Source organism: Ruminococcus sp. NATIVEDY160, from assembly GCF_045819885.1.
Lineage (GTDB): Bacteria > Bacillota > Clostridia > Oscillospirales > Acutalibacteraceae > Ruminococcoides.
The window spans coordinates 1,815,093-1,838,306 of record NZ_CP162391.1; the positions used below are offsets into that span (position 1 = coordinate 1,815,093).

Genomic DNA, 23,214 nt, shown 5'->3' on the forward strand with positions numbered 1-23,214 from the left:
ATTATGCGAGTTTATTTCGCAGGAGCGTCGCCCTTTCGATGTCGCGGTCATGCGGCGAAAGGGTTTTGCCCAGATTTACGCTGAGCGTCGCGGGCTCTACGGCTGTCATAAGCTCGTCGACCTGCGCCGCCGTCACGTCCTTTATCTGTCCCGATGATATGCCGAGACGAACGTTTGAAAGAAGCTTAAGCGCTTCGTCGTGTGTGATAACGAGCGCCGAGCGGAGAATTCCCAGACTGCGCGCTATCGTGTCGCGGACGTCGATGCTCGAACAGATACGCTCGCGCGCCTGTTCCTCCTGGATCATCAGCTGGTTCGCGATGTTCTTGAGGTTCTCGATCGCCGCCTTCTCGGAGATTCCGAGGGTGATCTGGTTCGAGAGCTGGTACATCGCGCCCTTAGGCTCGGTGCCCTCTCCGTGAGCGCCGCGGATAATCAGTCCGAGCTTGCTGAGATTGCCGCTGATACGGCTGATGACCTTGCTCTTTTCAAGCGCAGGAAGGTGGAGCATTACAGACGCCCTCATACCTGTGCCGAGGTTCGTCGGACACTGTGTCAGATATCCGAGCCGCTCGTCAAAGGCAAACTCAAGCCGCTCGTCTAGGAGAGTGTCGAGCTTATCGGCGATGTCATATGCTTCCTCAAGAGCAAGACCCTTCTTGATAACCTGCAGCCGGATATGATCCTCCTCGTTGAGCATGATGCTAAGGCTCTCGTCCTTGCTGAGCAGTAACGCTCTGCCTTCGGAGTCGCTGATGAACTCGGGGCTGACGAGGTGCTTCTCGACGAGAGATACGCTCTGCTGAGGGTCGAGCTCGCTCATTTTGATGAAGCTGAAATCGCCGGCGATCGCGCTGTTGCCGTTGATCAAGGCGTCGCGCACGCTCTCGATGACCTTCTCTCTTCCCTGTCTGTTAAGTCTGCACGGGAACGGATAATCCTTTAAGTTCCGCGCGAGGCGGACTCTGGTAGAAATTACGATATCACTCATTTTGAACCCTCCATTTCCCTGATTTTGTCGCGAAGCTCAGCCGCCTTCTCGAAGTCCTGACGGGCAACCGCCTTCTCGAGCTGTGCCTGCAGTTCCTTTACGGTTTCCTGCTTCGGCTGTTCCTTCGGCTGTGACTTCTCCTGCTCCAGAGCCTTGCTGTGCTTACCGCAGTGGGCGGCGTTGCCGTGGATCCTGACGATCGAGGGGTTGAGCCTGTCGGCGAAGAGCGAGTAGCAGTTAGCGCAGCCGACGTGGCCGCTGTTCGCGATCTCGGCATAGGTCGTGCCGCAGAACTCGCAGCGCGTTGACTGGGTTCTCGCGGGAAGGACATTTCCGAAGAAGCTGCCGAGGAGACTAGGGAAGTCGCTCTCGAAATCGGCAAATACGTTTGTGTAGCCCAGCTTGTGGGCGCAGGCGGAGCAGAGGTCGTATTCCGTAAGCTCGCCGTTTATGATAGTCTTGACGTGTGTCGTGGCGTTCTGAGCGCCGCATTTATCGCATTTTCTCATACATATACCTCCTAATTATTAAGTGTGATGACCATGTTCTTGAACAGATCAGCCCTCAGTCTGTCGCGCTTTTCCTGCTCGACAGAGGCGAGGGTGCGGTCAGACAGCGCCGCCGCTATCAGCTTCGCCGCCTGAAGCTCCATGATGTTCTGCTGCAGCATATTGTTGAGCATAGCCTCGGCGGTCGCCTTGTCAAGATTATTGCCCACCGAGTTTATGATATGCATTATGGTCGTGCCCTTATCCATCTTCACGCGGCTGATGCGGATATATCCGCCGCCGCCGCGCCGGCTCTCGACGATGTAGCCCTGCTCGGGCGTGAACCGCGAGGTGATGACGTAGTTTATCTGGCTGGGCACGCAGCCCAGAGAACCCGCCAGCTCGTTTCGCTTGATCTCGGCGCTGCCGTCCTGCGCCTCGAGCATATTCAAAATGTACTGTGTTACCAAATCACTCATTCTCATATTTGACCCTTCTTTCCTGCCCCTTTCGGAGCTTTGATTACATTATAGCGTCAAGGTCAGGCAAAGTCAAAGTCAATTAAAGTCAGGTTTTTCGTGCTAATCTCATTCATACTCCCGTTTTCTCGCGTATTCTCTCGTTTCCACGATTTTTAAAATTTTTTGACTTTTTCTGACTTTGGTGCAGCAGGCGCTTTCTCCGCCTTTAAAAAGAAAGACGGCGGTGAGCAAAACTCACCGCCTACAGTGCTAAGCGTTCATATTAATAATAGAAAAAGCGCGCATTAATTACAAATTATTCAGCATCTGCTTTTCTTTTGGCGAAGCAATCGCTGCAGTAGTAGCTCTTGCCTTCCATGGGCTTGAAGGGAATTCTGGCGGGGCCGCCGCACTCTGCGCAAACGGTGTCATAGAACTCGCGTCCTGCCTTAGCGGCATTCTTGCGGGCCTGACGGCATTCCTTGCAGCGCTGGGGCTCGTTCTCGAAGCCCTTCTCGGCATAGAATTCCTGTTCGCCTGCTGTGAATACGAACTCGTTGCCGCATTCCTTGCAGACTAAAGTCTTGTCCTCGTACATTGTTTTCGTCCTCTCTTTGGTACATAATAATTGTCCTGCAGCGGAATCGCACCGCTGTCTGTTCTAATCAGGACATATCGAAGCCAGATACCTTGCGGCGAACCCTCTGCAGGGCGTTGTCCACCGCCTTAGTGGTGATTCCGAGCCGCTCGGCAATACTGCTGTAGCTCAGTCCGTCGACATACAGTCCGAGTACCTCAAACTCGCGCTTTGAGAGCGTTTCGCGCAGGCGCGCGTACACATGTCTGAGCTGCTCCCTGAGCATAAGCTCCTCCTCGGGATTCTTTGAGGAATCGGCAGGCTCAGAGGTGAGCGAGTCAATATCGACTATCGCCGTATCGGGGACTGAACGGAGTGCGGACTGTCTGCGGATGATGGAGATAAACCTGCGCTCGGCGACAAGCATAGCGTATCCCGCGAATGAACCCTCGCTGTCGGTGCGGTAGCTTCGCGCCGCATGAAACAGGCCGACAAGACCCTCCTGGACGAAATCCTTATGGTCGTAGCCGCGCGCTGAGTACTTGCGGGCGATAAAGCTGATTCTGCCCAAATAGCGCATGACGAGCTCATTAAAAGCCCTTTCATCGCCGTCCCTTGTGCGCAGCGCAAGAACATCATCGGAAAGTGTGCTGTAAAAGTTCTTTGCATCGCTCACTTTTCCACCCCATCACAATGATATCCTTATAACAAAATAATACAATATTTTTAAGATAAAGTCAATCTGTTTTTAGTTTTTTGTAATTGTGCATTATTAATTAGAAAGAAATTGTGCATAATCTATACGACTTTTAGTAAAAATGACAGATTGCGCTTGTAAATTTCCGACATAAGTGATATAATAGAAAAAATACCCGAGGGTTGGTGAATGGGAATGGTTGTAAAGACTATCAGCTTCGGAATAAACGGCATTGACGGCTATTTGGTAGAAGTTGAGGCGTCCTCAACGAGAGGAATGCCAAAATTTGACCTTGTAGGTCTGCCCGACGCCTCCGTCAAGGAGAGCCGCGACAGGGTTACGAGCGCTATGAAGAACTGCGGACTGCAAATCTGCTCCTCTCACCTCACCTTTAACCTCGCGCCCGCGGATATCCGCAAGGAAGGCCCTATCTACGACCTGCCTATCACGGTCTGTCTGATGCTTTTAAGCGGTCACATAATGAAAAATACCGGCGACTGCGGATTTATAGGCGAGCTGTCTTTAAGCGGTGAGCTCAGGAGCGTTAACGGTGTGCTTCCGATGGTCATTAAGGCGCGCGAGACGGGTCTGAAAAGGGTCGTCGTGCCGCCGCAGAACGCAAAGGAAGCGGCTGTGGTGGACGGGATCGACGTTTACACCGTCCGCGACATCGTTGAGCTCAAGCGGTTCCTCAACGGCGAAAAGGACCTGCAGCCCGTAAAGCCCGAGCCGAAGAACGAGAGCGATACCGCGAGGTTCGTCCCCGATTTTTCTCAGGTCAAGGGTCAGCAGCTTGCAAAGCGCGCGCTCGAAATCGCCGCGGCAGGCTCCCACAATATCCTGATGATAGGCCCGCCCGGTTCGGGCAAGAGCATGCTCGCTAAGCGTGTGCCGACGATCCTGCCCGATATGAGCTTTGAGGAAATGATTGAAACGACGAAAATCCACTCGATCGCGGGTATTCTGCACGGAGAAGGCTTAGTCACCACCCGACCCTTCCGCTCTCCGCACCACAACGTCTCGGCAGTCGGTCTGGGCGGCGGCGGTTCAAACGGTATACACCCAGGCGAGGTGTCGATGGCACACCACGGCGTGCTCTTTCTCGACGAGCTGCCGGAGTTCAAGCGCTCGGTGCTCGAGGTGCTCAGACAACCGATCGAGGACGGCGAAATCACCATCACTCGCTCGGGTCAGACCTGCACCTATCCCTGCTCGATGATGGTCATTGCGGCGATGAACCCGTGTCCGTGCGGCTATTTCGGCGACGATACCCACCAATGCACCTGCTCGCCGCAGAAGATACACCGCTATCTCAACCGCGTTTCGGGGCCTTTGCTCGACCGCTTTGACATTCACGTCGAGCTGCCGAGGGTCAAGTTCGAGGAGCTGCGCAGCGATATCAGCGCGGAGTCCTCGGAGGATATCAAAAAACGCGTCAACGACGCGCGCGAAATGCAGCGTGAGCGGTTCAGGGGCAGCGACACTATGAGCAACGCGACAATCAACGCCGCGCAGCTTCAAAAATTCTGCGTGATCGACAAGGAAGCCGAGAACGTGCTCAAAATCGCTTTTGAAAAGCTCGGTCTGACGGCGAGAGCATATGACAGAGTGCTCAAGGTTTCGCGGACGATCGCCGACCTCGATCAGAGCGAGGTCATTAAATCAAACCACGTTCTGGAGGCGGTTCGGTACCGCAGCCTGGACAGAAAATACTGGGAAAACTAAAGCAAGAAAATATCATTAACATACAGACGGACGGCTGAAAACAGCCGCCGCAAGCTAAAAACGGAGGTTATAATTATGGCTATTACCAAGAACGACATCATCGGCGACGTACTCGACCAACACCCCGAAACCGCACAGCTCTTCCTGAGCATCGGCATGCACTGCCTCGGCTGCCCCGCTTCACGCGGAGAGACCATCGAGGAAGCCTGCATGGTTCACGGAGCGGACGCTGACGCGCTCATTGAGGCGCTCAACGCGGCAGTAAAGTGAGAGAGCCCGACAGCCGTCTGAGCCTTTGCGCCTCGTTTGTACGTCAGGGCGCGAGGCTCGCGGATATCGGCACAGACCACGCATATCTTCCCGTGTGGCTGTGCCGCAATGGCGTCTGCCCGTCGGCGATTGCGGCGGACATCAATCCCGAACCTCTCAGCCGCGGTCAGCTCACCGTTGAGGAAGCGGGGCTCAGTGACAGGATCACCACCCGGCTCAGCGACGGACTGAGCGAGATCTCCGCCGGCGAAGCGGACGACATCGTTATCGCTGGCATGGGAGGCGAGCTGATAGCAAAAATCATCGGCAGCTGCGCGTTCTCAAGGGATAAGGACAAGCGCTGGATACTGCAGCCGATGACCAAAAGTGAGATTCTCATTGAGTGGCTGTGCGACAACGGCTACTCGATCCTGCGGCAGGACTGCTGTGTGGCTTCCGGAAAATGCTACACCGTTATCCTCGCCGCGTATACAGGTGAAAACAAGACGCGCTCAGAGCTTTACCCGTACCTCGGGGAGCTGTGTCCGCGGAAAAACGCAACGCATCTCCGCTTTGTGAACGCCCACATCGGGCGGCTGAGAAAGCAGTCAAGGGGTGATGCGCGCTTTGCCGCGCTCGCGGACGGGCTGCAAAAAGCGACAGGAGAATGATATGACGACAATTCAGGATATTATAGATTTTTTTGAGAGCTTCGCCCCGCTATGCACCGCGATGGATTTTGACAACTGCGGTCTGATCGTGGGCGATGCGCATTTATGCGTAAAAAAAGTACTGCTCACCCTCGACATTACCGCAGAGGTCGTCGACGAGGCGGCTAAAATGGGCTGTGAGCTGATAATCAGCCACCACCCCGTTATCTTTCAGCCGATTAGACGGCTCGGCACACGCTCTGTTCCCTATCTGCTCGCTCAGAAGGGCATCGCGGCGCTGTGCATGCACACAAACCTCGACCTCGGTGAGGACTTCGGGGTAAACATCTGCCTCGGAAGGGCGGCAGGTCTTGACGGGGTTACGCGCGCTGACTGCGGCGACGCTCTGTTCTTCGGCACGCTCGACAAGGAAATCACCGCCGCGGAGCTTGCGAAGCGCATGAAGGTTAACCTCGGCTGCGAGGGTCTGCGCTACACCGAGGGCAGGGGTACGGTCAGAAAGGTCGCGGTTTCGAGCGGCGCGGGCGGTTCGGACATCTTTGCCGCCGCCGAAATCGGAGCCGACGCGCTTGTCACGGGCGAGATAAAGCACCACGAGATAAACGCGGCGAACGAGCTGGGTATCGCCGTGATCGACGCGGGGCATTTCAAAAGTGAAGACATTGTAATCAACCCGCTGAAGGATAAGCTGAGCGAAAGATTTCCCGAAACCGAGTTTACAAAATCGCAAACTTACAGCGACAAAGTGAAATTTTTAGCGTAAAGCCGCTCCCTGATTATAAAAAAAGATTGCATAATTGGTTACAAAATGCTATAATTAGATGATAACTGTGTTATAAGGAGCAATTATGCGCATCAGAAAGAAAAAATGGGCTGCGCCTGAGCTTAGTGTTTGCGATTTCTTCGTAAAAAATCCCGAAGAAAACGCCGGCAAGTGGCGCGACGCCTTCAAAAAAAATCAGCCTCTCTGCCTTGAAATCGGCTGCGGCAAGGGCGGCTTTGCGGGTCAGTTCGCCCTGCAGAACCCGGACATCAACCTCATCGCGGTCGACATCAAGATCGACATGCTCGGAGTAGGCAGACGCACCATAGTAAAGCTGTTTGAGGAAAACGGCAAGACTCAGTACGATATAGACAACCTTCTGCTCGTCAACTACAACGTCGAGCAGCTCGACAAAATCATCACTCCCGAGGACAGGATAGAACGCCTGTTCATCAACTTCTGCAACCCCTGGCCGCGCGAGCGACACAAAAAACGCAGGCTGACATATCCGCGCAAACTCGAGATGTACAAGAGCTTCCTCAGCCCCGACGCGGAAATCCGCTTCAAGACAGACGACGACGGTCTGTTTGAGGAGAGCGTAGAGTACTTCAACGAGTGCGGCTACGAGATCACCTACATCACACGCGACCTGCACCAAAGCGGCTTTGAGGGCAACATCATGACCGAGCACGAGAAGATGTTCTCGGACGAGGGCAAGAAGATAAAATTCCTTATCGCAAAACAAAAATGATCAAAAGAGGTGACAAGGCTTGAAGCTCAGAGTACCCGCCGCCATTCTCGGCGCGTGTATGCTGCTTTCCGCCAACGGCTGCAGCTTTTTGGAGCTCGGCCTTGACGACGCCCTGCGCCCGCCCAAAACCATGGGCGACGAGGCGGAGATCGAAAAGCTGATTTCCGAATCCGCCAAGGGCAGCTACATTCTCAAATATCCCAAAAACGGCAACTACCGCAGCGCGATCATCACGCAGGATCTCGACGGCGACGACACCGCCGAAGCGATCGCATTCTTCCGCGGCAAGGACGAGGCGACCAGACTGCACATGCTCGTCATGTACGAGACCGACGACGGCTGGAAGGTCTCAGGCGACTTCGTCACCGAAACCACCGACGTCGACTGCGTTGACTTCGCCAAGATATCGGACAGCGGCAGGCTCGACATTTTGACGGGCTACACCACCTACTCGCCCAACGTCAGCTTCCTCTCCTGCTACAGCTACCGCGACGGCGAAACGACTTCAATCTCCGCGGGGCAGAGCTACTCCGCCTTCTACTGCGGAAGCCTCGAGCAGAGCGACCGCAGCGAGGTCGTTACCCTGTCGCTCTACAGCGCCGACAACGAGGCAAAGGCGACTTTGCTCGAATATAACGCCGACAAGCGCGCGCTTTACGCAAAGTCCTCGGTCGCGATGGACCCGAGCGTCGTCAGCTTCCGCCACGTGATCTTCGGAGAGCTCGGAGGCGGCGTCAGAGGATTAGCCGTTGACGGAGCGTATGCAGACGAACAGCTCTGCACCCAGATAATCTACTACAACCGCGACCTCGCCGTGCTGCGAAACCCTCTCTACCGCGAAAAGGCGAGGAACATTACGCAGCGCACCGCGGAGGTCTTTTGTGAAGACAACAACAGCGACGGCCTGATCGACATTCCCACTGTCGAGAGGCTGCCGTATGAAAATATAGACGCGCGGGCAAACACCGCCGATCTGGTGACGCGCCACACGTTTAACGCAGCAAACGAGGAACTCGTCCGCGAAAACGACTACGCGCTCAATCCCGCGTACAACTTCTGCGTCAAGATTCACGAGAACTGGGAAGCGGAAACCTTTACCGCTCAGCTTGAGGACAACGCCATGCGCTTCTTTGAATGGACGGGCAAAACGCTCGGAAGTCCGATTTTTGAGATACGCGCCTTTGAGGCGGCAAAGTGGGAGCAGGGCAAGGAAACCGACGGCTACACGCTGATCTACCGCGACAACCGCTACGCCTATGCCCTGAAAAACAGCACCGACCAGGACAGCTGGTATTCACTGACTGATGACGAAATAAAAACATCATTTTCACTCCTCGGCGACACGGGCTGAGCAGGAAAACAGATTTGATAACGGAGGTAATATTAAATGAAAAAGATTCTTGTTTGTGAGGACGAAGCGGCAATCCGCGATTTTGTCGTGATCAATCTGACCCGCGCGGGCTACGACGTTGTCGAGGCGGACTGCGGCGAAACCGCGCTCGCCAAGTACGACGAGCACAACGGCGACTTTGATATCGCCATTCTCGACGTTATGATGCCAGGCATCAACGGCTTTGAGGTATGCAAGGAGCTGAGGAACCGCAACGGCGGCATCGGCATCATCATGCTCTCCGCCAAAACCCAGGAGATGGACAAGGTCACGGGTCTGATGCTCGGCGCCGACGACTATGTCGCAAAGCCCTTCTCACCCTCCGAGCTGCTCGCGCGCGTTGACTCGCTCTACCGCAGAGTGGCGCTCGCGCAGTCCAAAAACGAGAACAACTTCAAGGAGGAGCTCAAGAGCGGCGAATTCACCCTCAACCTGCGCAACCGCGCCCTGCTCAAGAACGGCAAAATGATCGAGCTCACCCAGGTTGAGTTCCAGATCATGGAATACTTCTTCTCAAACCCCAACGTCGCGCTCGACAGAATCGATATTCTCAACCACGTTTGGGGCGACGCGTATGTCGGCGAGGACAAAATCGTCGACGTCAATATCCGCCGTCTGCGCATGAAGGTCGAGGACGAACCCTCTAACCCCAAGCACATCATCACCGTCTGGGGTCTCGGCTATAAGTGGGACGCGGGCGAATAACCCTGAATTAAAGATTGAACGAAAGGAGGCTGACAGCTGTGTTTCACGGAATTACAAAACGATGGATGCTCAATACCCTGAGTGTAATTTTCACCATCATTGTCCTTATCGTTGTCAGCCTCATTTTTGTCGTCACCTACGTCTTTCAGAACAGCGTTGAACAGAGCCTCAACTCCGCCTGCAACGAGCTCAGCCTTGTTTTTCCGGGCTACACCGCCGACAGCGCGTCCGAATTCACCGCACTCGCCTGCGATTACGTCGAGAACTTCGATCAGAAGGAACGCATGGGCGTAATGGCGATCAACTCCTCCGGCAGGATCGTCCTGACCTCGACGGGCTTTATTCCCTCGGAGTCGGAAGAAATGAAGGACTTCGGCGACGCGAAGAAAAGCCCCGACGGGTACGCTTACTGGAGCGGAAGGCTAGCTTCGGGCGAGCCCGCAATGAGCGAGACACGCATTATCAGCACCGAGAGCGGCGTTGTAGTCGGCGCGGTGCGTTACATAGTTTCGATGGAACCGATAAACAGCAGGATCCTGATCGTCGACGCGATCATCGTCGCGCTCGGCATTGTCATGCTCGCGATGGTCATTTTCTCGGGATTGCTGTTTATCCGTTCGATCGTAAAGCCTATCCGCCGTCTTAGCGAGGCGGCTGCCCAGATCGCGCAGGGTGACTTCTCCGCCTCCGAAAAAATCGAGCACAAGTACGACGACGAGATCGGCGACCTCTGCGACGCGGTAAGCGACATGGCGAAGGATCTGCAGACCACCGAGCAGATGAAAAACGACTTTATTTCTCGCGTTTCTCACGAGCTTCGCACACCGCTGACGGCTATCAAGGGCTGGGCGGAAACCATGCAGCTCAGCGAGCGCGGCACGCTCGACCGCCGCACCTTCGACCGCGGTATGGGCGTTATCATCAAAGAAAGCTCGCGCCTGACGGGTATCGTTGAGGAGCTGCTCGACTTCGGCAGGATACAGAGCGGCAGAATGGTGCTCATCAACGAAAAGATCGACATTATCGCCGAGTTTGACGAAACCGTATACATGCTCAAGGACAGAGCCGCTGAGGAAGGTATCCACCTGCTCTACGACGAGGACGACACCGTCTACTATCCGCCAGTCTACGGCGACCGCAACAGGCTCAGACAGGTTTTCCTCAATGTGCTTGACAACGCGCTCAAGTACACTCCAAAGGGCGGCGTTGTTGCGGCTCAGGTCATCTACACCAAGGACGACCCCGAAGTTATCAAAATCGTCGTCACCGACTCGGGCTGCGGAATCTCCGCCGAAGATCTGCCCAGAGTCAAGGAGAAATTCTACAAGGCTAATCAGAAGGTAGGCGGCTCAGGTATCGGACTCGCCGTCGCCGACGAAATAATGAACCTACACCACGGCTCGCTCAACATCGAGAGCGGCGAGGGAGTAGGCACCACCGTCACCCTGACACTCCCTGTCTACAAGGAAGGCGCGGAGAACATGGCGGAAACGAAGAATATTAAGCTTTAAACAGATTAACAGCGCGGCACGGACGGATCGCGCCGCGTTTACAAAGGAGTATATATGTCTAAAAAAACAAAGAAAATCACCTCAATCGGCGGCAGCGCGCTTATTGAGGGTATTATGATGCGCGGCCCCAAGAAAAGCACAGTCTGCGTCCGCACGGGCAAGGACAGCATTTACAGCGAGGACATCAGCATCACAACCATTCCCGAAAAGTGCAGCTTCTTCAAAATTCCCTTCTTCCGCGGCATCGCGGGTCTTATCGACTCCATGCGCCTGAGCTACAAGAGCCTCATGCTCTCCGCCGATAAGGCGATCGAGAGCGCGGAGATCGAGGAAGAACCATCCAAGTTCGAGAAGTGGCTCGACGAAAAGTTCGGCGACAAGCTCGTCAAGGTGATGATGGTAATTGCCTCAGTCCTCGGCGTGGCTCTCGCAATCGGACTGTTCTTCTTCCTGCCGTCCTTCCTCTTTGACCTCTGCGGCAACTTCATTCCCGCCTTCCGCGAATCAGACGGCAACGTCGAGATGGTTCGCCTCTGGAAGTCGGTCTTTGAGGGCGTGATGAAAATTACCCTCTTCTTCGGCTACATCATTATCGTATCGCAGCTCAGCGACATGAAGCGCACCTTCATGTACCACGGAGCAGAGCACAAGACGATTTTCTGCTACGAAAACGAGGAGGAGCTGACCGTCGCGAACGTAAAGAAACAGACGCGCTTCCACCCTCGCTGCGGCACCAGCTTCATGGTCATCATGCTGATCCTCGGCATTGTTATCGGTCTTTTCGTGCCCGCTAACCCCTTCGGTATCGCGTTCCTGCGACCCGTATTCAAGATTTTGCTTATTCCCGTGACCTGCGGCATAGGCTACGAGCTTATCAAGCTCTGCGGCAAGCACGACAACTGGTTCACCAGAATTATCGCCGCACCCGGTCTTTGGGCGCAGCGTATCACCACCAAGGAACCCGACGACAGCATGATCGAAGTCGCGATCGAGGCTATCAAGGCTGTGATTCCCGAGGACGGCTCCGACATCGTCAACAACTGCGGATGCTGAAGGACAGCTACCTCGCCTGCAAATCCGCGCTTGAAAAAGGCGGAATAGAGAACGCGGCGTTTGAGGCTCAGTGCATGCTCGAACACCTTACAGGCTTTGGCAGGGCCTCTCTACTCGCCAACGGCGGCGATGCGTTCGACAGGCAGGACGAGCTTGATGAAATGATAAAAAGGCGGCTCAAAAACGAGCCGCTGCAATATATTCTCGGCAGCTGGAGCTTCTGTGGCATTGAGCTGCTGGTCGGCGAAGGCGTGCTGATTCCGCGCGACGACACAGAGGTCGTGCTTAATCTCTGCCTTGACTTCCTCAAAAACAAAAATATCGCGAAGTGCGTTGACCTCTGCTCGGGCAGCGGCGCTATCGCGCTGGCTCTAGAGCGTTATGCAAAGGCTGATGTCACGGCGGTCGAGCTGAGTGACAAAGCGTTTTATTTTCTTGAAAAGAATATTAAAGACAGTAATATCGACGCGCTCAAGGACGACGTGCTGACCTGTCACACCCGCTTCAAAGACAACAGCTTCGATTTGATCGTGTCAAATCCACCGTATATTCCGTCGCGCGAGCTGCCTACCCTGCAAGCCGAGGTTCAGTTTGAACCGTCCATGGCTCTCGACGGAGGCGACGACGGCTGCGACTTCTACAGAGCGATCGTGCGCGACTGGAGCAGTAAGCTCAAAACAGGCGGTGCTCTCGCGTTTGAGCTCGGCGAAGGTCAGGCGGACGCTGTCAGAGCGATGATGGAGGGCGCCGGGTTCACAAATATCCGCACAGAAACGGATTTTGGCGGCACGCATAGGGCAATAATTGGGACAATGCTCTGATTTTAGAAAATTTGTTCGATTTTTTTAACCCCTTTTTATTGCAATTTCTCACGTTTTCCAGTATAATATACTCGAAACGTTTCAGACAGGAAATGATACCCACGACACGGAGGTAAATGAAAATGGCAATGGATAAACAAACCGCGCTTGACACCGCGATCAAGCAGCTTGAAAAGCAGTTCGGCAAGGGCGCTGTAATGCGTCTCGGCGAAAATACACATATGAACGTTGAGCACATCTCGACAGGCTCCCTCTCCCTCGACGTCGCTCTCGGCATCGGCGGACTTCCCAGAGGACGTATCGTAGAGATCTACGGGCCCGAGTCCTCGGGTAAAACCACCCTCTCGCTGCACTGCATTGCTGAGGGTCAGAAAAACGGCGGCAACGTCGCGTTTATCGACGTTGAGCACGCGCTCGATCCCGTATACGCGGAGGCTTTGGGCGTAAACATCAACGAGCTTCTCGTTTCACAGCCCGACACAGGCGAGGACGCGCTCGAAATCGCCGAGGGACTTATCCGAAGCGGCGCGATCGACGTTATCGTAATCGACTCCGTAGCGGCTCTCGTTCCCAAGGCTGAAATCGAGGGCGAGATGGGCGACAGCCACGTAGGTCTGCACGCTCGTCTTATGTCCCAGGCGCTCAGAAAGCTCGCCGGCGCTATCAACAAGAGCAACTGCGTGGCTATCTTCATCAACCAGCTGCGCGAGAAGGTCGGCGTTGTCTACGGAAACCCCGAGGTCACCACAGGTGGCCGCGCGCTCAAGTTCTACAGCTCCGTCCGCATCGAGATCCGCAAGGGCGAGGCTATCAAGGTCAACGGCGAAATCATCGGCAACCACACCAAGGCAAAGGTCGTAAAGAATAAAATCGCTCCGCCCTTCAAGGTAGCGGAGTTCGATATCATGTACGGCGAGGGCATTTCGCGCGAGGGCGAGCTGCTCGATATGGCGGTCGAGGCCGAGGTCGTACAGAAGGCAGGCGCGTGGTTCAGCTACAAGACCCAGCGTCTCGGACAGGGCCGCGACAAGGTCAAGGAGCTGTTCAGAAACGACCCCGAGCTCGCTAAGCAGATCGAAACCGAGCTGTGGGAGAATATCGACAAGCTCTACGCAAAGACCTCGCCCAGAGCGAAGGCTAAGGCAGCGGCAGCAGCGGCAACGGAAGCTCCCAAGGCTGAGGAAGAAAAGCCCGAGCAGAAGCCCGCTTCGAAGAAGGCGGCTTCCACAAAGCCCGTCAATATTGACATCATGGTTGAAGAATAATGAAAATCACTGATATCCGTCCCCGCCGCAAGGGACTCAGCGCGGTGTACATCGACGGAGAATACGCCCTCAGCCTCGACACCCAGACCCTGCTTGAGCACAGGATCGACATTGGCAGAGAGTTTGACGACGAGGAGCTGCACGACCTTATCGAGAGCAGCAACGAGCGGCGCGCAAAGGAAAAGGCTCTGTGGCTTATCTCCTACCGCAGCCATTCCAAAAAGGAGCTGCGCGACAAAATCAGCCGCACCTGCGACAGACAATCCGCAGAGAAAGCGGTTGAGCGCATGGAGGAGCTCGGTCTTGTGAACGACCGGGACTATGCCGAACGGTGCGCGCAGACACTGATATTTACAAAGCATATGTCCAAGCGCGGCGCGGCGATGGAGCTGCGCCGCAAGGGCATTGAGAGCGAAATCATCGACGAAGTGCTCGACGATATTGAAGTCGACGAGCGCGAACAGATACAGGCGGTTATTGAACGCAAATACCCAAAAATCGATGACGAAAAAATCCGCCGCCGCGCCGTCGCCGCCCTTCAAAGGCTGGGCTACGGCTGGGAGGACATCAAGGCTGTTATTGAGTCTTTTTAATACGGGTGCGGGTGTCCCGCCAAAAATTTTCAACTTTTAATTTTCCATTTTTAACTTAAAATCGAGGACTGACGCATATGAATTACAAGGCAGGCATTGTTTCTCTCGGCTGCGCTAAAAACCAGGTCGACGCCGAGATGCTTCTCTACAACTTAAAGGAACGCGGCTTCACGATCGTGAACGACCCCGCCGACGCTGACGCTGTGATCGTCAACACCTGCGGCTTTATCGAATCCGCGAAGCAGGAGAGCATCGACGAGATCATCGAGCTGGGCGCGCTCAAGCGCGAGGGCAAAATCAAGGCTATCATAGTCACGGGCTGCCTTGCGCAGAGATACCAGAACGAGATCACAAAACAGCTTTACGAGGTCGACGCAGCTATCGGCATCGGCGCGAACGCAAACATCGCCGACGTTGTGCTCAACGCGCTGAACAACAAGAAAACCGAGCTGTTCCCCGACAAGCTTGAGCTGCCGCTGAGCGGCGGACGCATTCAGTCCACACCGAAATACACCGCGTACATAAAGGTTTCCGACGGCTGCGACAACCGATGTACCTACTGTGCCATTCCGCTTATCCGCGGTGGCTTCCGCAGCCGCACAATGGAGGATATCCTCACCGAAGCCCGTCAGCTTGCAAACAGCGGCGTAAAAGAGCTGAACGTTATCGCTCAGGATACCACACGCTACGGCGAGGACATCTACGGCAAGCTCATGCTCCCTGAGCTGCTGAGAAAGCTGTGTAAAATCAGGGAGCTTCACTGGATTCGAGTACTATACTGTTATCCCGACCGCGTGACCGACGAGCTGATCGACGTCATCGCGCAGGAGGATAAGATTTGTAAATATATCGACCTGCCTCTGCAGCACTGCGACGGAGAGATCCTGCGCCGTATGAACCGCCGCGGAGACCGCGAGAGCCTTACCGCTCTGCTCAAAAAGCTCAGGGAGAAGATCCCGGGCGTTGTTATCCGCACGACCTTCATCACGGGCTTCCCGGGCGAGAGCGAGGAACAGTTTGAACAGCTCGCGCAGTTCGCCGACGATATCCGCTTTGAGCGTCTGGGCTGCTTTGCCTACTCCCAGGAGGAGGACACTCCCGCCGCGGAATTTCCCGACCAGCTCGACGACGAAATCAAGCAGAACCGCGCCGACATCATCATGGAACAGCAGCAGACCGTCATGGCGGAATACTGTGAGAGCCTTATCGGCAGGGAGATCGAGGTGCTCTGCGAGGGCTTTGACAGAATCGCCGAGTGCTTCTTCGGCAGAAGCTACGCCGACGCTCCCGAGGTCGACGGCAGCGTATTCTTCACCTGCGGCGACAGAAAGCCCAAGGCAGGCGAATTCGTGCGCGTTATGATCGACGACTACCTCGGCTGCGACCCCGTCGGAACTATGATTGACTGAACAGGTAACGATTATGAATTTACCGAATAAACTGACATTGGGAAGGATTATCCTTGTGCCGTTCTTCGTGGCGGCGCTGCTTATCCCCTTCCCCTTTCACAATATTATCGCGCTGCTGCTGTTTATCGCGGCTTCCATCACCGATACGCTCGACGGCAAAATCGCGCGCAAAATGAACCTGATAACCGACTTCGGCAAGTTCGCCGACCCGCTCGCGGACAAAATCCTCGTGCTCTCGGCGCTGCTGTGCTTCATTCAGCTCGGCTGGTGCGACTGCGTCGCCGTGATCATCGTGCTCTTCCGCGAGTTCGCCGTAACGTCCATCAGGCTTATCGCCTCCGCAAAGGGCGAGGTCATCGCCGCGAATATGTGGGGCAAGGTCAAGACCGTCACCCAGATGATCGCGATCATCGCGATTCTCGTGTTCAGAGCGGCGTACGATATTACCCTCATGCTGCTGCCGTCAAGCATTGCTCAGTCGGCGGATTTCACCGCGGCAGCAAACGGCTGGCTGTTCTGGGGCGGCGAAGCGCTTATCTGGATCTCCACCGTTTTCGCCATTATCTCGGGCGTGATTTACCTCGCTCAGAACAGGCACTTTATCTCGGAAAAATAATCAGGATGTGATTTTTTGTTCGAAACCCTAAAATCGGATATCAGCGCCGTGCTCGAGCGCGACCCTGCAGCCCGCAGCAAATGGGAGGTCATGTTCCTCTACTCGGGCTTCAAGGCGATCCGCTCACACCGACGCGCGCACTGGTTTCTGAAACACGGACATCCCTTCATCGCGCGCTGGATCTCTCAGCGCAGCAGGCATAAAACAGGAATTGAAATCCACCCCGCCGCACAGATCGGCAAGGGTGTGTTTATCGACCACGGCATGGGCGTCGTTATCGGCGAAACAACCGTTATCGGCGACAACTGCACGATTTACCAGAACGTCACCCTCGGCGGTACCGGTAAAGAAACAGGCAAGCGTCACCCGACATTGGGCAACAACGTCCTCGTCGGCTCGGGCGCGAAGGTTCTCGGTCCGTTCAAGGTAGGCGACAATGCCCGTATCGCGGCAGGCGCCGTGGTGCTCAGCGAGGTTCCGCCGAACTCTACGGCGGTCGGCGTTCCCGCGAGAATCGTCAAGGTCAACGGAGTGCGAAGCGAAATGCTCGACCAGATCCACATTTCCGACCCCGTCGCTCAGGCTCTGTGCAGACTCGAGCAGCGGATAGACACTCTTCAAAACGAAATCAAAGAATTGAAAAGCAAGGAGTAAGCAATGATTTTATATAACTCTCTCGGACAGACAAAGCAGGAATTCATTCCCCACGACGGCAACAAGGTCAATATGTACACCTGCGGCCCCACCGTCTACCACTACGCCCACATCGGCAACCTCCGCACCTACATTATGGAGGACGTGCTCGAGAAGTACCTGCGCTTCGCGGGCTACGACGTAAAGCGCGTTATGAACATCACCGACGTTGGTCACCTCTCGAGCGACGCTGACACCGGCGAGGACAAGATGATCGCGGGCGCAAAGCGCGAGCACAAGACTGTCCTCGAAATCGCGAAGTTCTACACCGACGCTTTCTTCTCCGACTGCGAGAAGCTCAATATCAAGCGTCCCGACGTAGTTGAGCCCGCAACCAACTGTATCGAGGAGTTTATCCATATGATTTCCGTCCTGCTCGAGAAGGGCTACGCCTACATCGCGGGCGGCAACGTCTACTTCGACACCTCGAAGCTCGACACCTACTACGTTTTCGGCAATATGAACGAGGACGACCTCGCTGTCGGCGTTCGCGAGAGCGTTGAGGAGGACGAGAACAAGAGAAACAAGACCGACTTTGTACTCTGGTTCACAAAGTCGAAGTTCGATTCACAGGAGCTGAAATGGGAGTCTCCGTGGGGTCTGGGATATCCCGGCTGGCACATCGAGTGCTCCTGCATCAGCTACAAGCACAACGGCGAGTACCTCGACATTCACTGCGGCGGTATCGACAACGCCTTCCCCCATCACACAAACGAGATCGCACAGTCCGAGTCCTTCCTCGGCCACAAGTGGTGCGGTTACTGGTTCCATGTGCTCCACCTGCTCGACGCGCGCGGCAAGATGAGTAAGTCCAAGGGCGATTTCCTCACCGTTTCGCTCCTCGAGGAAAAGGGCTACAATCCCGTGGTTTACCGCATGTTCTGCTTACAGAGCCACTACCGCAAGCCACTCACCTTTACCTACGAGAGCCTTGACAACACCGCGACAGCCTATGAGAAGCTGAGAAAGCGCATCTCGGCTATTCCCGACGAGGGCGAGGTTGACTCAGCAAAGGCAGAGGAGCTGATCGCGTCCTTTAAGGAAGCGCTCGACAACGACCTCAACACCTCGCTCGGACTGACAAGTCTTTACGATGTGCTCAAGGCTGACGCTAACGGCGCGACAAAGAGATATGTCATCGGCGAGCTCGACAAGGTTCTCTCTCTCGACCTGCTGACAGCCGGCGAGACTCAGGACAACGGCGTCGACGATTCTCTGACCGCCGAGGTCGAGGCGCTTATCGCAAAGCGTGCCGAAGCGAGAGCCGCCAAGGACTGGGCTACCGCCGACGCTATCCGCGACAAGCTCAAGGAGATGCATGTCGTCCTGCTCGACACAAAGGACGGCGTGAGCTGGTCAATCGAAAAGTAAGAATATAACGGACTCACCTTCCATATAATTTAGCGGAAGGTGAGTTTTTTCATGAAATGTTTGATTCTGACGAAGCGGAGTCTGGCTTCGGTGGGTTTTTGCTTCATAATCGGCGCGCTTGCGGCAACGGTCGCGATTTCGTCAACCGTAAAAGCGGTTCAGACCGCCTCCGAACCGAAGGAGGTGCCGATTTACCGCGTTCAGTCCGACAGCAAGCAGGTCGCGATCTCGTTCGACGCGGCATGGGGTGACGAGGAAACCAATCAGCTGCTCGATATTCTCGACGACGAGGGCGTCAAGGCGACGTTTTTCCTCGTAGGCGACTGGGTCGACAACTTTCCCGACGACGTAAAGGAGATCTACTCGCGCGGCCACGATATCGGCAACCACAGCGACACGCATCCGCACATGCCGCAGCTTAGTATCGGCGACGAGACCGCCGAGATTCAGAAGTGCAACGACAAGATCGAAGCCATTACGGGTCACGCGCCTACGCTTTTCAGAGCGCCCTACGGCGACTACAACAACGACGTGGTAAAGACGGTCAAAAGCCTCGGAATGTACTGCGTTCAGTGGGACGTCGACTCGCTCGACTGGAAGGATCCCAGCCCCGAGCAGATGTGCAAGACCGTGCTAGACAAGGTGTGCGACGGCTCGATAGTGCTCATGCACAACGGCGCGAAAAATACCCCTGCCGCGCTGCCGTCGATTATCGAGGGCATCAAAGACAAGGGGTATGAAATCGTACTTATCAAAGATCTGATTCCCGAGGGTGAGTATTACACCGACGTTCAGGGTGAGTTTCATCTGTCGGAATAAATGATATAAAACTGACCGCCTGTGTTACGGCATAGGCGGTTATTTTTTTGCCGAATGCCCTTTATTTTTTCCGCAGTTTCCTATATAATGAAAGGTGATAAAAATGATAAGGGTGGACTGATAATGAGCTTTTTATTTATTTTTGTTCTGGCGCTGGCAATGATATGCCTGCTGGGCTTTTTCAATGAAAAGGTTACAAAGCTGACCTATGAGATCGCGCTCATGCTGTTTTCGGTTGTTATCGGCGCGGCCGCTCTGCTCGCGGCAACGGTTTTCTCGGGGACAAGCGCCGCGGAAATACTGGGAAAAATACAGGTTTTCAATATCGAGAAGTTCCTGATGGACGGCGTGCTCTGTTTTATGCTGTTCGCGGGGTCTTGTCATCTGAAGCTCTCGGACTTCAAACGGCAGGCGCGTCAGGTGACGGTGCTCGCATTTGTCTGCACGCTTCTCGGCGCATGCTTTTACGGACTGCTATTCTACGGAGCGGCGTACTTAATGGGACTTAACCTCTCGCTGCCCATGTGCCTGATGTTCGGCAGCATTGTCGCGCCGACCGACCCAATTGCGGCAACAAGTATCCTCAACAAATTCGGACTGCCGAAAAACATCTCCTTCCTGATCGAGGGCGAATCGCTGTTCAACGACGGCGTGGGTGTAGCGCTGTTCGTCTGCTTCTCGGGGCTGGCGACGGCAACCTCATCAAGCGGCTTTTTCAGCGTGATGCTTCCGCAGATTTTCGGAGCGGTTGCTGTCGGCGCAGTCGCGACGCTCTTGCTGTTTCCGCTGTACCGCTTCACAAAAAGCAACACCCTCGGAATATTTGTCAGCCTGCTGTCGGTCGCGCTCTCATATTATCTGTGTGAGCTTTTCGGATTCTCGGGCGCCATCGCCTCGGTGGTATGCGGTATCGTATTCGCCGCGCTGCGCTCAAAATTCTGTCCGCAGGAGGATACAGAAAAAGCCGAGCGTTTCGGCTCGTTCTGGGAAACGCTCGACACTCTGCTCAATTCGGTACTGTACATCATGCTCGGCTTCAGCTTTGTGCGGATCATGCAGATGGAGCACGTTATCCTGCTGGCGCTCGTCGCGATAGCAGCGAACCTGATCGCACGCTCAGGAAGCCTGTCGCTGTCGACCCTGATTATGGGCAGGCTGCCCGACGGATATGACAAGTTCAATTTTGTCAGGCTGCTGACTTGGGGCGGTCTGAGAGGCGGCCTTTCTGTCGCCCTCGCTATGAGTACAAGGGAAATGATCAGCGAGGATATATATTTCATTATCCTCGGAGGCACGTACGCGATAGTATTCTTCACTACCGTTATTCAGGGTCTGACGATGAAGCCCGTTTATCAGCGCATTGACCGCTCGGTTTCAAAGCGAAATTCAAAGTAAAATAAAAAAGGCATTTCACTTTACCGGTGAAATGCCTTTTGCATTATCAGTCGTATACGATTACGGGTGTGCCGTAGCCTGTGTTGTTGTAAATCTTCTGAACCTTGCTGTAGGGAGTGTTTACACAGCCGTGTGAGCCGTTGCCCTTGTAGATGTTTCCGCCGTAGGACGAACGCCAGCTCGCGTCGTGGATACCGCAGCCGCCGTAGAAGCCCATCCAGTAGTTAACGAAGGACGAGTATCCGGGGCCGTTGAGGTATGTATTTCTCGCGCGTGAGGTGATGCTGAAATAGCCTGTGGGAGTGTTGCAGTAGCCGTCGTCGTTACCTGTTACAACATCGGTCTCGCAGACGAGCTTGCGGTCAATGTACAGCCACATGTACTGCTGCTTGATGCTGATCTCGACGTAGGTTCCGCCTACGCTCTGTCCGTAAGCGCCGCTGGTGATCGTTCTGCCTTCAACGCCCCATGTGCCGACAACCTTTGTTCTGCTCGGGCCGTTGAGCTTGTAGGGCTGAATGCGGAAGTAGTACTTCGTGCCAGGGGTAAGACGTACGGTGTTGAAGAAGTTATCGGTGGTAGAGTCGAGATACTTGAAGTTCTTGTAGCGGTCGGTGGAGTAGTAGATGTCGTAGCCTGTCGCCCATCTGTTGTGTCTCCAGCTCAGGTTCGCACGGGATACAAAGCTGGTTGAGCTGGTGCTCGGCGAGCACATGCCGCAGATGAACTTGATCGTCTTGTGATAAGCGTGGTATATCGCGTCACCGTAGAGGATTCTGTAGGGACGTACGCTGTAGTAGTAGGCTCTGCCGTCCTCGACGTCCGTGTCGCTGAACGAGGTCACCTTGTTGTCGGTGATCGTCTTGTAGAGAACGTACTCGGCGTCGGTCTTTGAGCATGCGCGGTAGATCTTGTAGCCGGTTGCCTTGGAGTTGCGGTTCCAGTCGAACTGGATAACACTTGAAGAACGAACCATGTCAAGGCCTGTTACGGTGCCTGCCTGGGTAGCGGTTTTCTTCAGTGTGGCGTCGCCCTCGTAGGTCTTGCCGTCCTTGGTGATGTAGGCGGCAACCCTGAACCAGTACTGGGTGGTGTGGGCGAGCTTCTTGACAGTCGCGGTGTTCGAGGTAACTGTCGCAGCCTTTGTGAAGGTCGTGCCGTTATCTCTGTTGCAGATGTAGACGTTGTAGCCTGTCGCGCCGGGTACCTTGTCCCACTTGAGGGTGATGTAGTCAGGCTCAAAGCTTGTCTTTTCAACGTTCTTGACCGCGCCGACCTGTACAACGGGCGCTGTTGTGGGCGCCTGGGTAGGTGCCTGTGTCGGAGCCTCGGTCGGTGCCTGTGTCGGGGCTTCCGTAGGCGCCTCGGTCGGTGCCTCTGTGGGAGCCTGCGTCACCGCCTGTGTAGCCGAAACCTGCGTATCTTCCTCGGCGGCTGAGAAGCTGACCGCGGAAATCGCGGAAACGGCAATCATCGCGCTGAGAAGGACTGCTAAGAACTTGCGTGTTTTTTTCATGTCAGATTCCTCTCTTTTCGTTGGTTTGATTATCTTACTATGTTTTCTGTGCAGAATCTGTCGGAATCACTGTCCTGCGACAGCTTTTCTGACCTCCGCCTTCAGCCGCTCAAACGGCGTGTCCCTCTCCTCTATCTCCTTTTGTGTGAGGATCCTCGGGGTGAGGTTGGACGCTCCGGGCTGTGAGTGCATCTGAATGCAGATACCCTCCCGCTGAATCAGCGCGAACAGCTCGCTGAGTGTCTGAGTGCTGTCGATCGCCCCCAGAATGCGGGAACGGTCCTCGGGCTTCCATCTCGGCGGCTTGTAGCCGATAGCCTTGAGCACCTCTGCCTTAAGACGCTCGAGCGGAGTATCGTTGTTTCGGATAATGTCCTGCGGAGTCAGGCGGCGCGGCGCGAGGTTGGACGCTCCGGGCTGCGAGTGCATCTGCAGGGTGATACCCTCAAGCTGAATCAGCGCGAAGAGCTGACTGAGTGATGTGCATCCCTGAATAGCGCTTATAAGCTCCTCACGGCTCTTTTTCCTGTAACCGCGAGGCTGCGGATTATTCACTCAATCACCTCCTCTTCAATTTACGTTATTAACCCATTATCTAATATTATACTGAAAAACGGTAATTATTTCAATAGCAAATTAATAAAATATTTGTTTACAGATGTTTTACTTTATGTTATCATTATT

General features: G+C 54.8%; 25 protein-coding genes. 18 read left to right on the forward strand and 7 right to left on the reverse strand.

Features of this window, described 5'->3' with window-relative positions:
• Position 1: 1 nt before the first annotated feature.
• The 5 genes from AB1I49_RS08905 to AB1I49_RS08925 all read right to left on the reverse strand — a co-directional run bounded on the left by AB1I49_RS08905 (position 2) and on the right by AB1I49_RS08925 (position 3,193).
• On the reverse strand, positions 2 to 991 hold the full coding sequence (locus AB1I49_RS08905; RefSeq protein ID WP_316609300.1) for a protein arginine kinase: 990 nt from the start codon (positions 989 to 991) through the stop codon (positions 2 to 4).
• A complete protein-coding gene (locus tag AB1I49_RS08910) occupies positions 988 to 1,500 on the reverse strand; it encodes a UvrB/UvrC motif-containing protein (protein WP_186834281.1) in 513 nt (170 codons plus the stop codon). The genes AB1I49_RS08905 and AB1I49_RS08910 overlap by 4 nt, the downstream gene beginning before the upstream one ends.
• 11 nt (positions 1,501 to 1,511) lie before the next feature.
• On the reverse strand, positions 1,512 to 1,964 hold the full coding sequence (locus tag AB1I49_RS08915) for a CtsR family transcriptional regulator (RefSeq protein WP_186834280.1): 453 nt from the start codon (positions 1,962 to 1,964) through the stop codon (positions 1,512 to 1,514).
• A 292-nt stretch (positions 1,965 to 2,256) separates the two neighbouring features.
• Positions 2,257 to 2,538: a zinc-ribbon domain containing protein gene (locus tag AB1I49_RS08920; protein WP_186834279.1), complete on the reverse strand. Its 282-nt coding sequence runs from the start codon at positions 2,536 to 2,538 to the stop codon at positions 2,257 to 2,259.
• A 67-nt stretch (positions 2,539 to 2,605) separates the two neighbouring features.
• Complete coding sequence (locus tag AB1I49_RS08925) at positions 2,606 to 3,193, reverse strand: sigma-70 family RNA polymerase sigma factor (RefSeq protein ID WP_407720761.1); 588 nt, start codon at positions 3,191 to 3,193, stop codon at positions 2,606 to 2,608.
• Positions 3,194 to 3,409: 216 nt separating this feature from the next.
• Between AB1I49_RS08925 and AB1I49_RS08930 the strand changes: the two genes are divergently transcribed.
• The 18 genes from AB1I49_RS08930 (at position 3,410) to AB1I49_RS09015 (ending at position 21,014) form a co-directional block, all read left to right on the forward strand.
• Entirely contained in the window at positions 3,410 to 4,939 is a 1,530-nt protein-coding gene (locus AB1I49_RS08930) for a YifB family Mg chelatase-like AAA ATPase (RefSeq protein ID WP_186834289.1), read from the forward strand.
• A gap of 75 nt (positions 4,940 to 5,014) precedes the next feature.
• Positions 5,015 to 5,209 carry a DUF1858 domain-containing protein gene (locus AB1I49_RS08935; RefSeq protein ID WP_186834277.1) on the forward strand — a complete coding sequence of 65 codons (195 nt, stop codon included), beginning with the start codon at positions 5,015 to 5,017 and terminating at the stop codon, positions 5,207 to 5,209.
• A complete protein-coding gene (locus AB1I49_RS08940) occupies positions 5,206 to 5,859 on the forward strand; it encodes a class I SAM-dependent methyltransferase (RefSeq protein WP_186834276.1) in 654 nt (217 codons plus the stop codon). The genes AB1I49_RS08935 and AB1I49_RS08940 overlap by 4 nt, the downstream gene beginning before the upstream one ends.
• A 1-nt stretch (position 5,860) precedes the next feature.
• On the forward strand, positions 5,861 to 6,622 hold the full coding sequence (locus AB1I49_RS08945) for a Nif3-like dinuclear metal center hexameric protein (protein WP_186834275.1): 762 nt from the start codon (positions 5,861 to 5,863) through the stop codon (positions 6,620 to 6,622).
• Positions 6,623 to 6,707: 85 nt separating this feature from the next.
• Positions 6,708 to 7,373, forward strand: coding sequence for a tRNA (guanosine(46)-N7)-methyltransferase TrmB (gene trmB, locus AB1I49_RS08950; protein WP_407720763.1), 666 nt, complete (start codon positions 6,708 to 6,710; stop codon positions 7,371 to 7,373).
• Between the two features lie 19 nt (positions 7,374 to 7,392).
• Positions 7,393 to 8,724 carry a hypothetical protein gene (locus AB1I49_RS08955; RefSeq protein WP_407720764.1) on the forward strand — a complete coding sequence of 444 codons (1,332 nt, stop codon included), beginning with the start codon at positions 7,393 to 7,395 and terminating at the stop codon, positions 8,722 to 8,724.
• A gap of 36 nt (positions 8,725 to 8,760) precedes the next feature.
• Positions 8,761 to 9,468 (forward strand): response regulator transcription factor, encoded by a 708-nt coding sequence (locus tag AB1I49_RS08960; protein WP_316609304.1) that lies wholly within the window; start codon positions 8,761 to 8,763, stop codon positions 9,466 to 9,468.
• A gap of 38 nt (positions 9,469 to 9,506) precedes the next feature.
• Positions 9,507 to 10,979 (forward strand): sensor histidine kinase, encoded by a 1,473-nt coding sequence (locus tag AB1I49_RS08965; RefSeq protein WP_316609305.1) that lies wholly within the window; start codon positions 9,507 to 9,509, stop codon positions 10,977 to 10,979.
• A 54-nt stretch (positions 10,980 to 11,033) separates the two neighbouring features.
• Positions 11,034 to 12,032 carry a DUF1385 domain-containing protein gene (locus AB1I49_RS08970; protein WP_186834271.1) on the forward strand — a complete coding sequence of 333 codons (999 nt, stop codon included), beginning with the start codon at positions 11,034 to 11,036 and terminating at the stop codon, positions 12,030 to 12,032.
• On the forward strand, positions 12,026 to 12,853 hold the full coding sequence (gene prmC, locus AB1I49_RS08975; protein ID WP_407720765.1) for a peptide chain release factor N(5)-glutamine methyltransferase: 828 nt from the start codon (positions 12,026 to 12,028) through the stop codon (positions 12,851 to 12,853). The genes AB1I49_RS08970 and prmC overlap by 7 nt, the downstream gene beginning before the upstream one ends.
• Before the next feature lie 122 nt (positions 12,854 to 12,975).
• Positions 12,976 to 14,118 carry a recombinase RecA gene (gene recA, locus AB1I49_RS08980; RefSeq protein WP_186834269.1) on the forward strand — a complete coding sequence of 381 codons (1,143 nt, stop codon included), beginning with the start codon at positions 12,976 to 12,978 and terminating at the stop codon, positions 14,116 to 14,118.
• Positions 14,118 to 14,711: a regulatory protein RecX gene (locus AB1I49_RS08985; RefSeq protein ID WP_186834268.1), complete on the forward strand. Its 594-nt coding sequence runs from the start codon at positions 14,118 to 14,120 to the stop codon at positions 14,709 to 14,711. Before recA ends, AB1I49_RS08985 begins: the two co-directional genes overlap by 1 nt.
• Before the next feature lie 77 nt (positions 14,712 to 14,788).
• Positions 14,789 to 16,120 (forward strand): 30S ribosomal protein S12 methylthiotransferase RimO, encoded by a 1,332-nt coding sequence (gene rimO, locus AB1I49_RS08990; RefSeq protein WP_407720767.1) that lies wholly within the window; start codon positions 14,789 to 14,791, stop codon positions 16,118 to 16,120.
• Positions 16,121 to 16,133: 13 nt separating this feature from the next.
• A complete protein-coding gene (gene pgsA / locus AB1I49_RS08995) occupies positions 16,134 to 16,736 on the forward strand; it encodes a CDP-diacylglycerol--glycerol-3-phosphate 3-phosphatidyltransferase (protein ID WP_186834266.1) in 603 nt (200 codons plus the stop codon).
• Between the two features lie 15 nt (positions 16,737 to 16,751).
• A complete protein-coding gene (cysE, locus tag AB1I49_RS09000) occupies positions 16,752 to 17,390 on the forward strand; it encodes a serine O-acetyltransferase (protein WP_186834265.1) in 639 nt (212 codons plus the stop codon).
• A 3-nt stretch (positions 17,391 to 17,393) separates the two neighbouring features.
• On the forward strand, positions 17,394 to 18,800 hold the full coding sequence (gene cysS / locus AB1I49_RS09005; protein WP_407720768.1) for a cysteine--tRNA ligase: 1,407 nt from the start codon (positions 17,394 to 17,396) through the stop codon (positions 18,798 to 18,800).
• Positions 18,801 to 18,851: 51 nt separating this feature from the next.
• Entirely contained in the window at positions 18,852 to 19,619 is a 768-nt protein-coding gene (locus AB1I49_RS09010) for a polysaccharide deacetylase family protein (RefSeq protein ID WP_186834263.1), read from the forward strand.
• 123 nt (positions 19,620 to 19,742) lie between these two features.
• On the forward strand, positions 19,743 to 21,014 hold the full coding sequence (locus tag AB1I49_RS09015) for a cation:proton antiporter (RefSeq protein ID WP_186834262.1): 1,272 nt from the start codon (positions 19,743 to 19,745) through the stop codon (positions 21,012 to 21,014).
• 46 nt (positions 21,015 to 21,060) lie between these two features.
• Here AB1I49_RS09015 and AB1I49_RS09020 read toward each other — a convergent pair whose 3' ends face one another.
• Together AB1I49_RS09020 and AB1I49_RS09025 are read right to left on the reverse strand one after the other, a co-directional pair.
• Complete coding sequence (locus tag AB1I49_RS09020) at positions 21,061 to 22,530, reverse strand: L,D-transpeptidase family protein (RefSeq protein ID WP_186834261.1); 1,470 nt, start codon at positions 22,528 to 22,530, stop codon at positions 21,061 to 21,063.
• 66 nt (positions 22,531 to 22,596) lie between these two features.
• Entirely contained in the window at positions 22,597 to 23,085 is a 489-nt protein-coding gene (locus AB1I49_RS09025; protein ID WP_316611706.1) for a hypothetical protein, read from the reverse strand.
• Positions 23,086 to 23,214 lie beyond the last annotated feature (129 nt).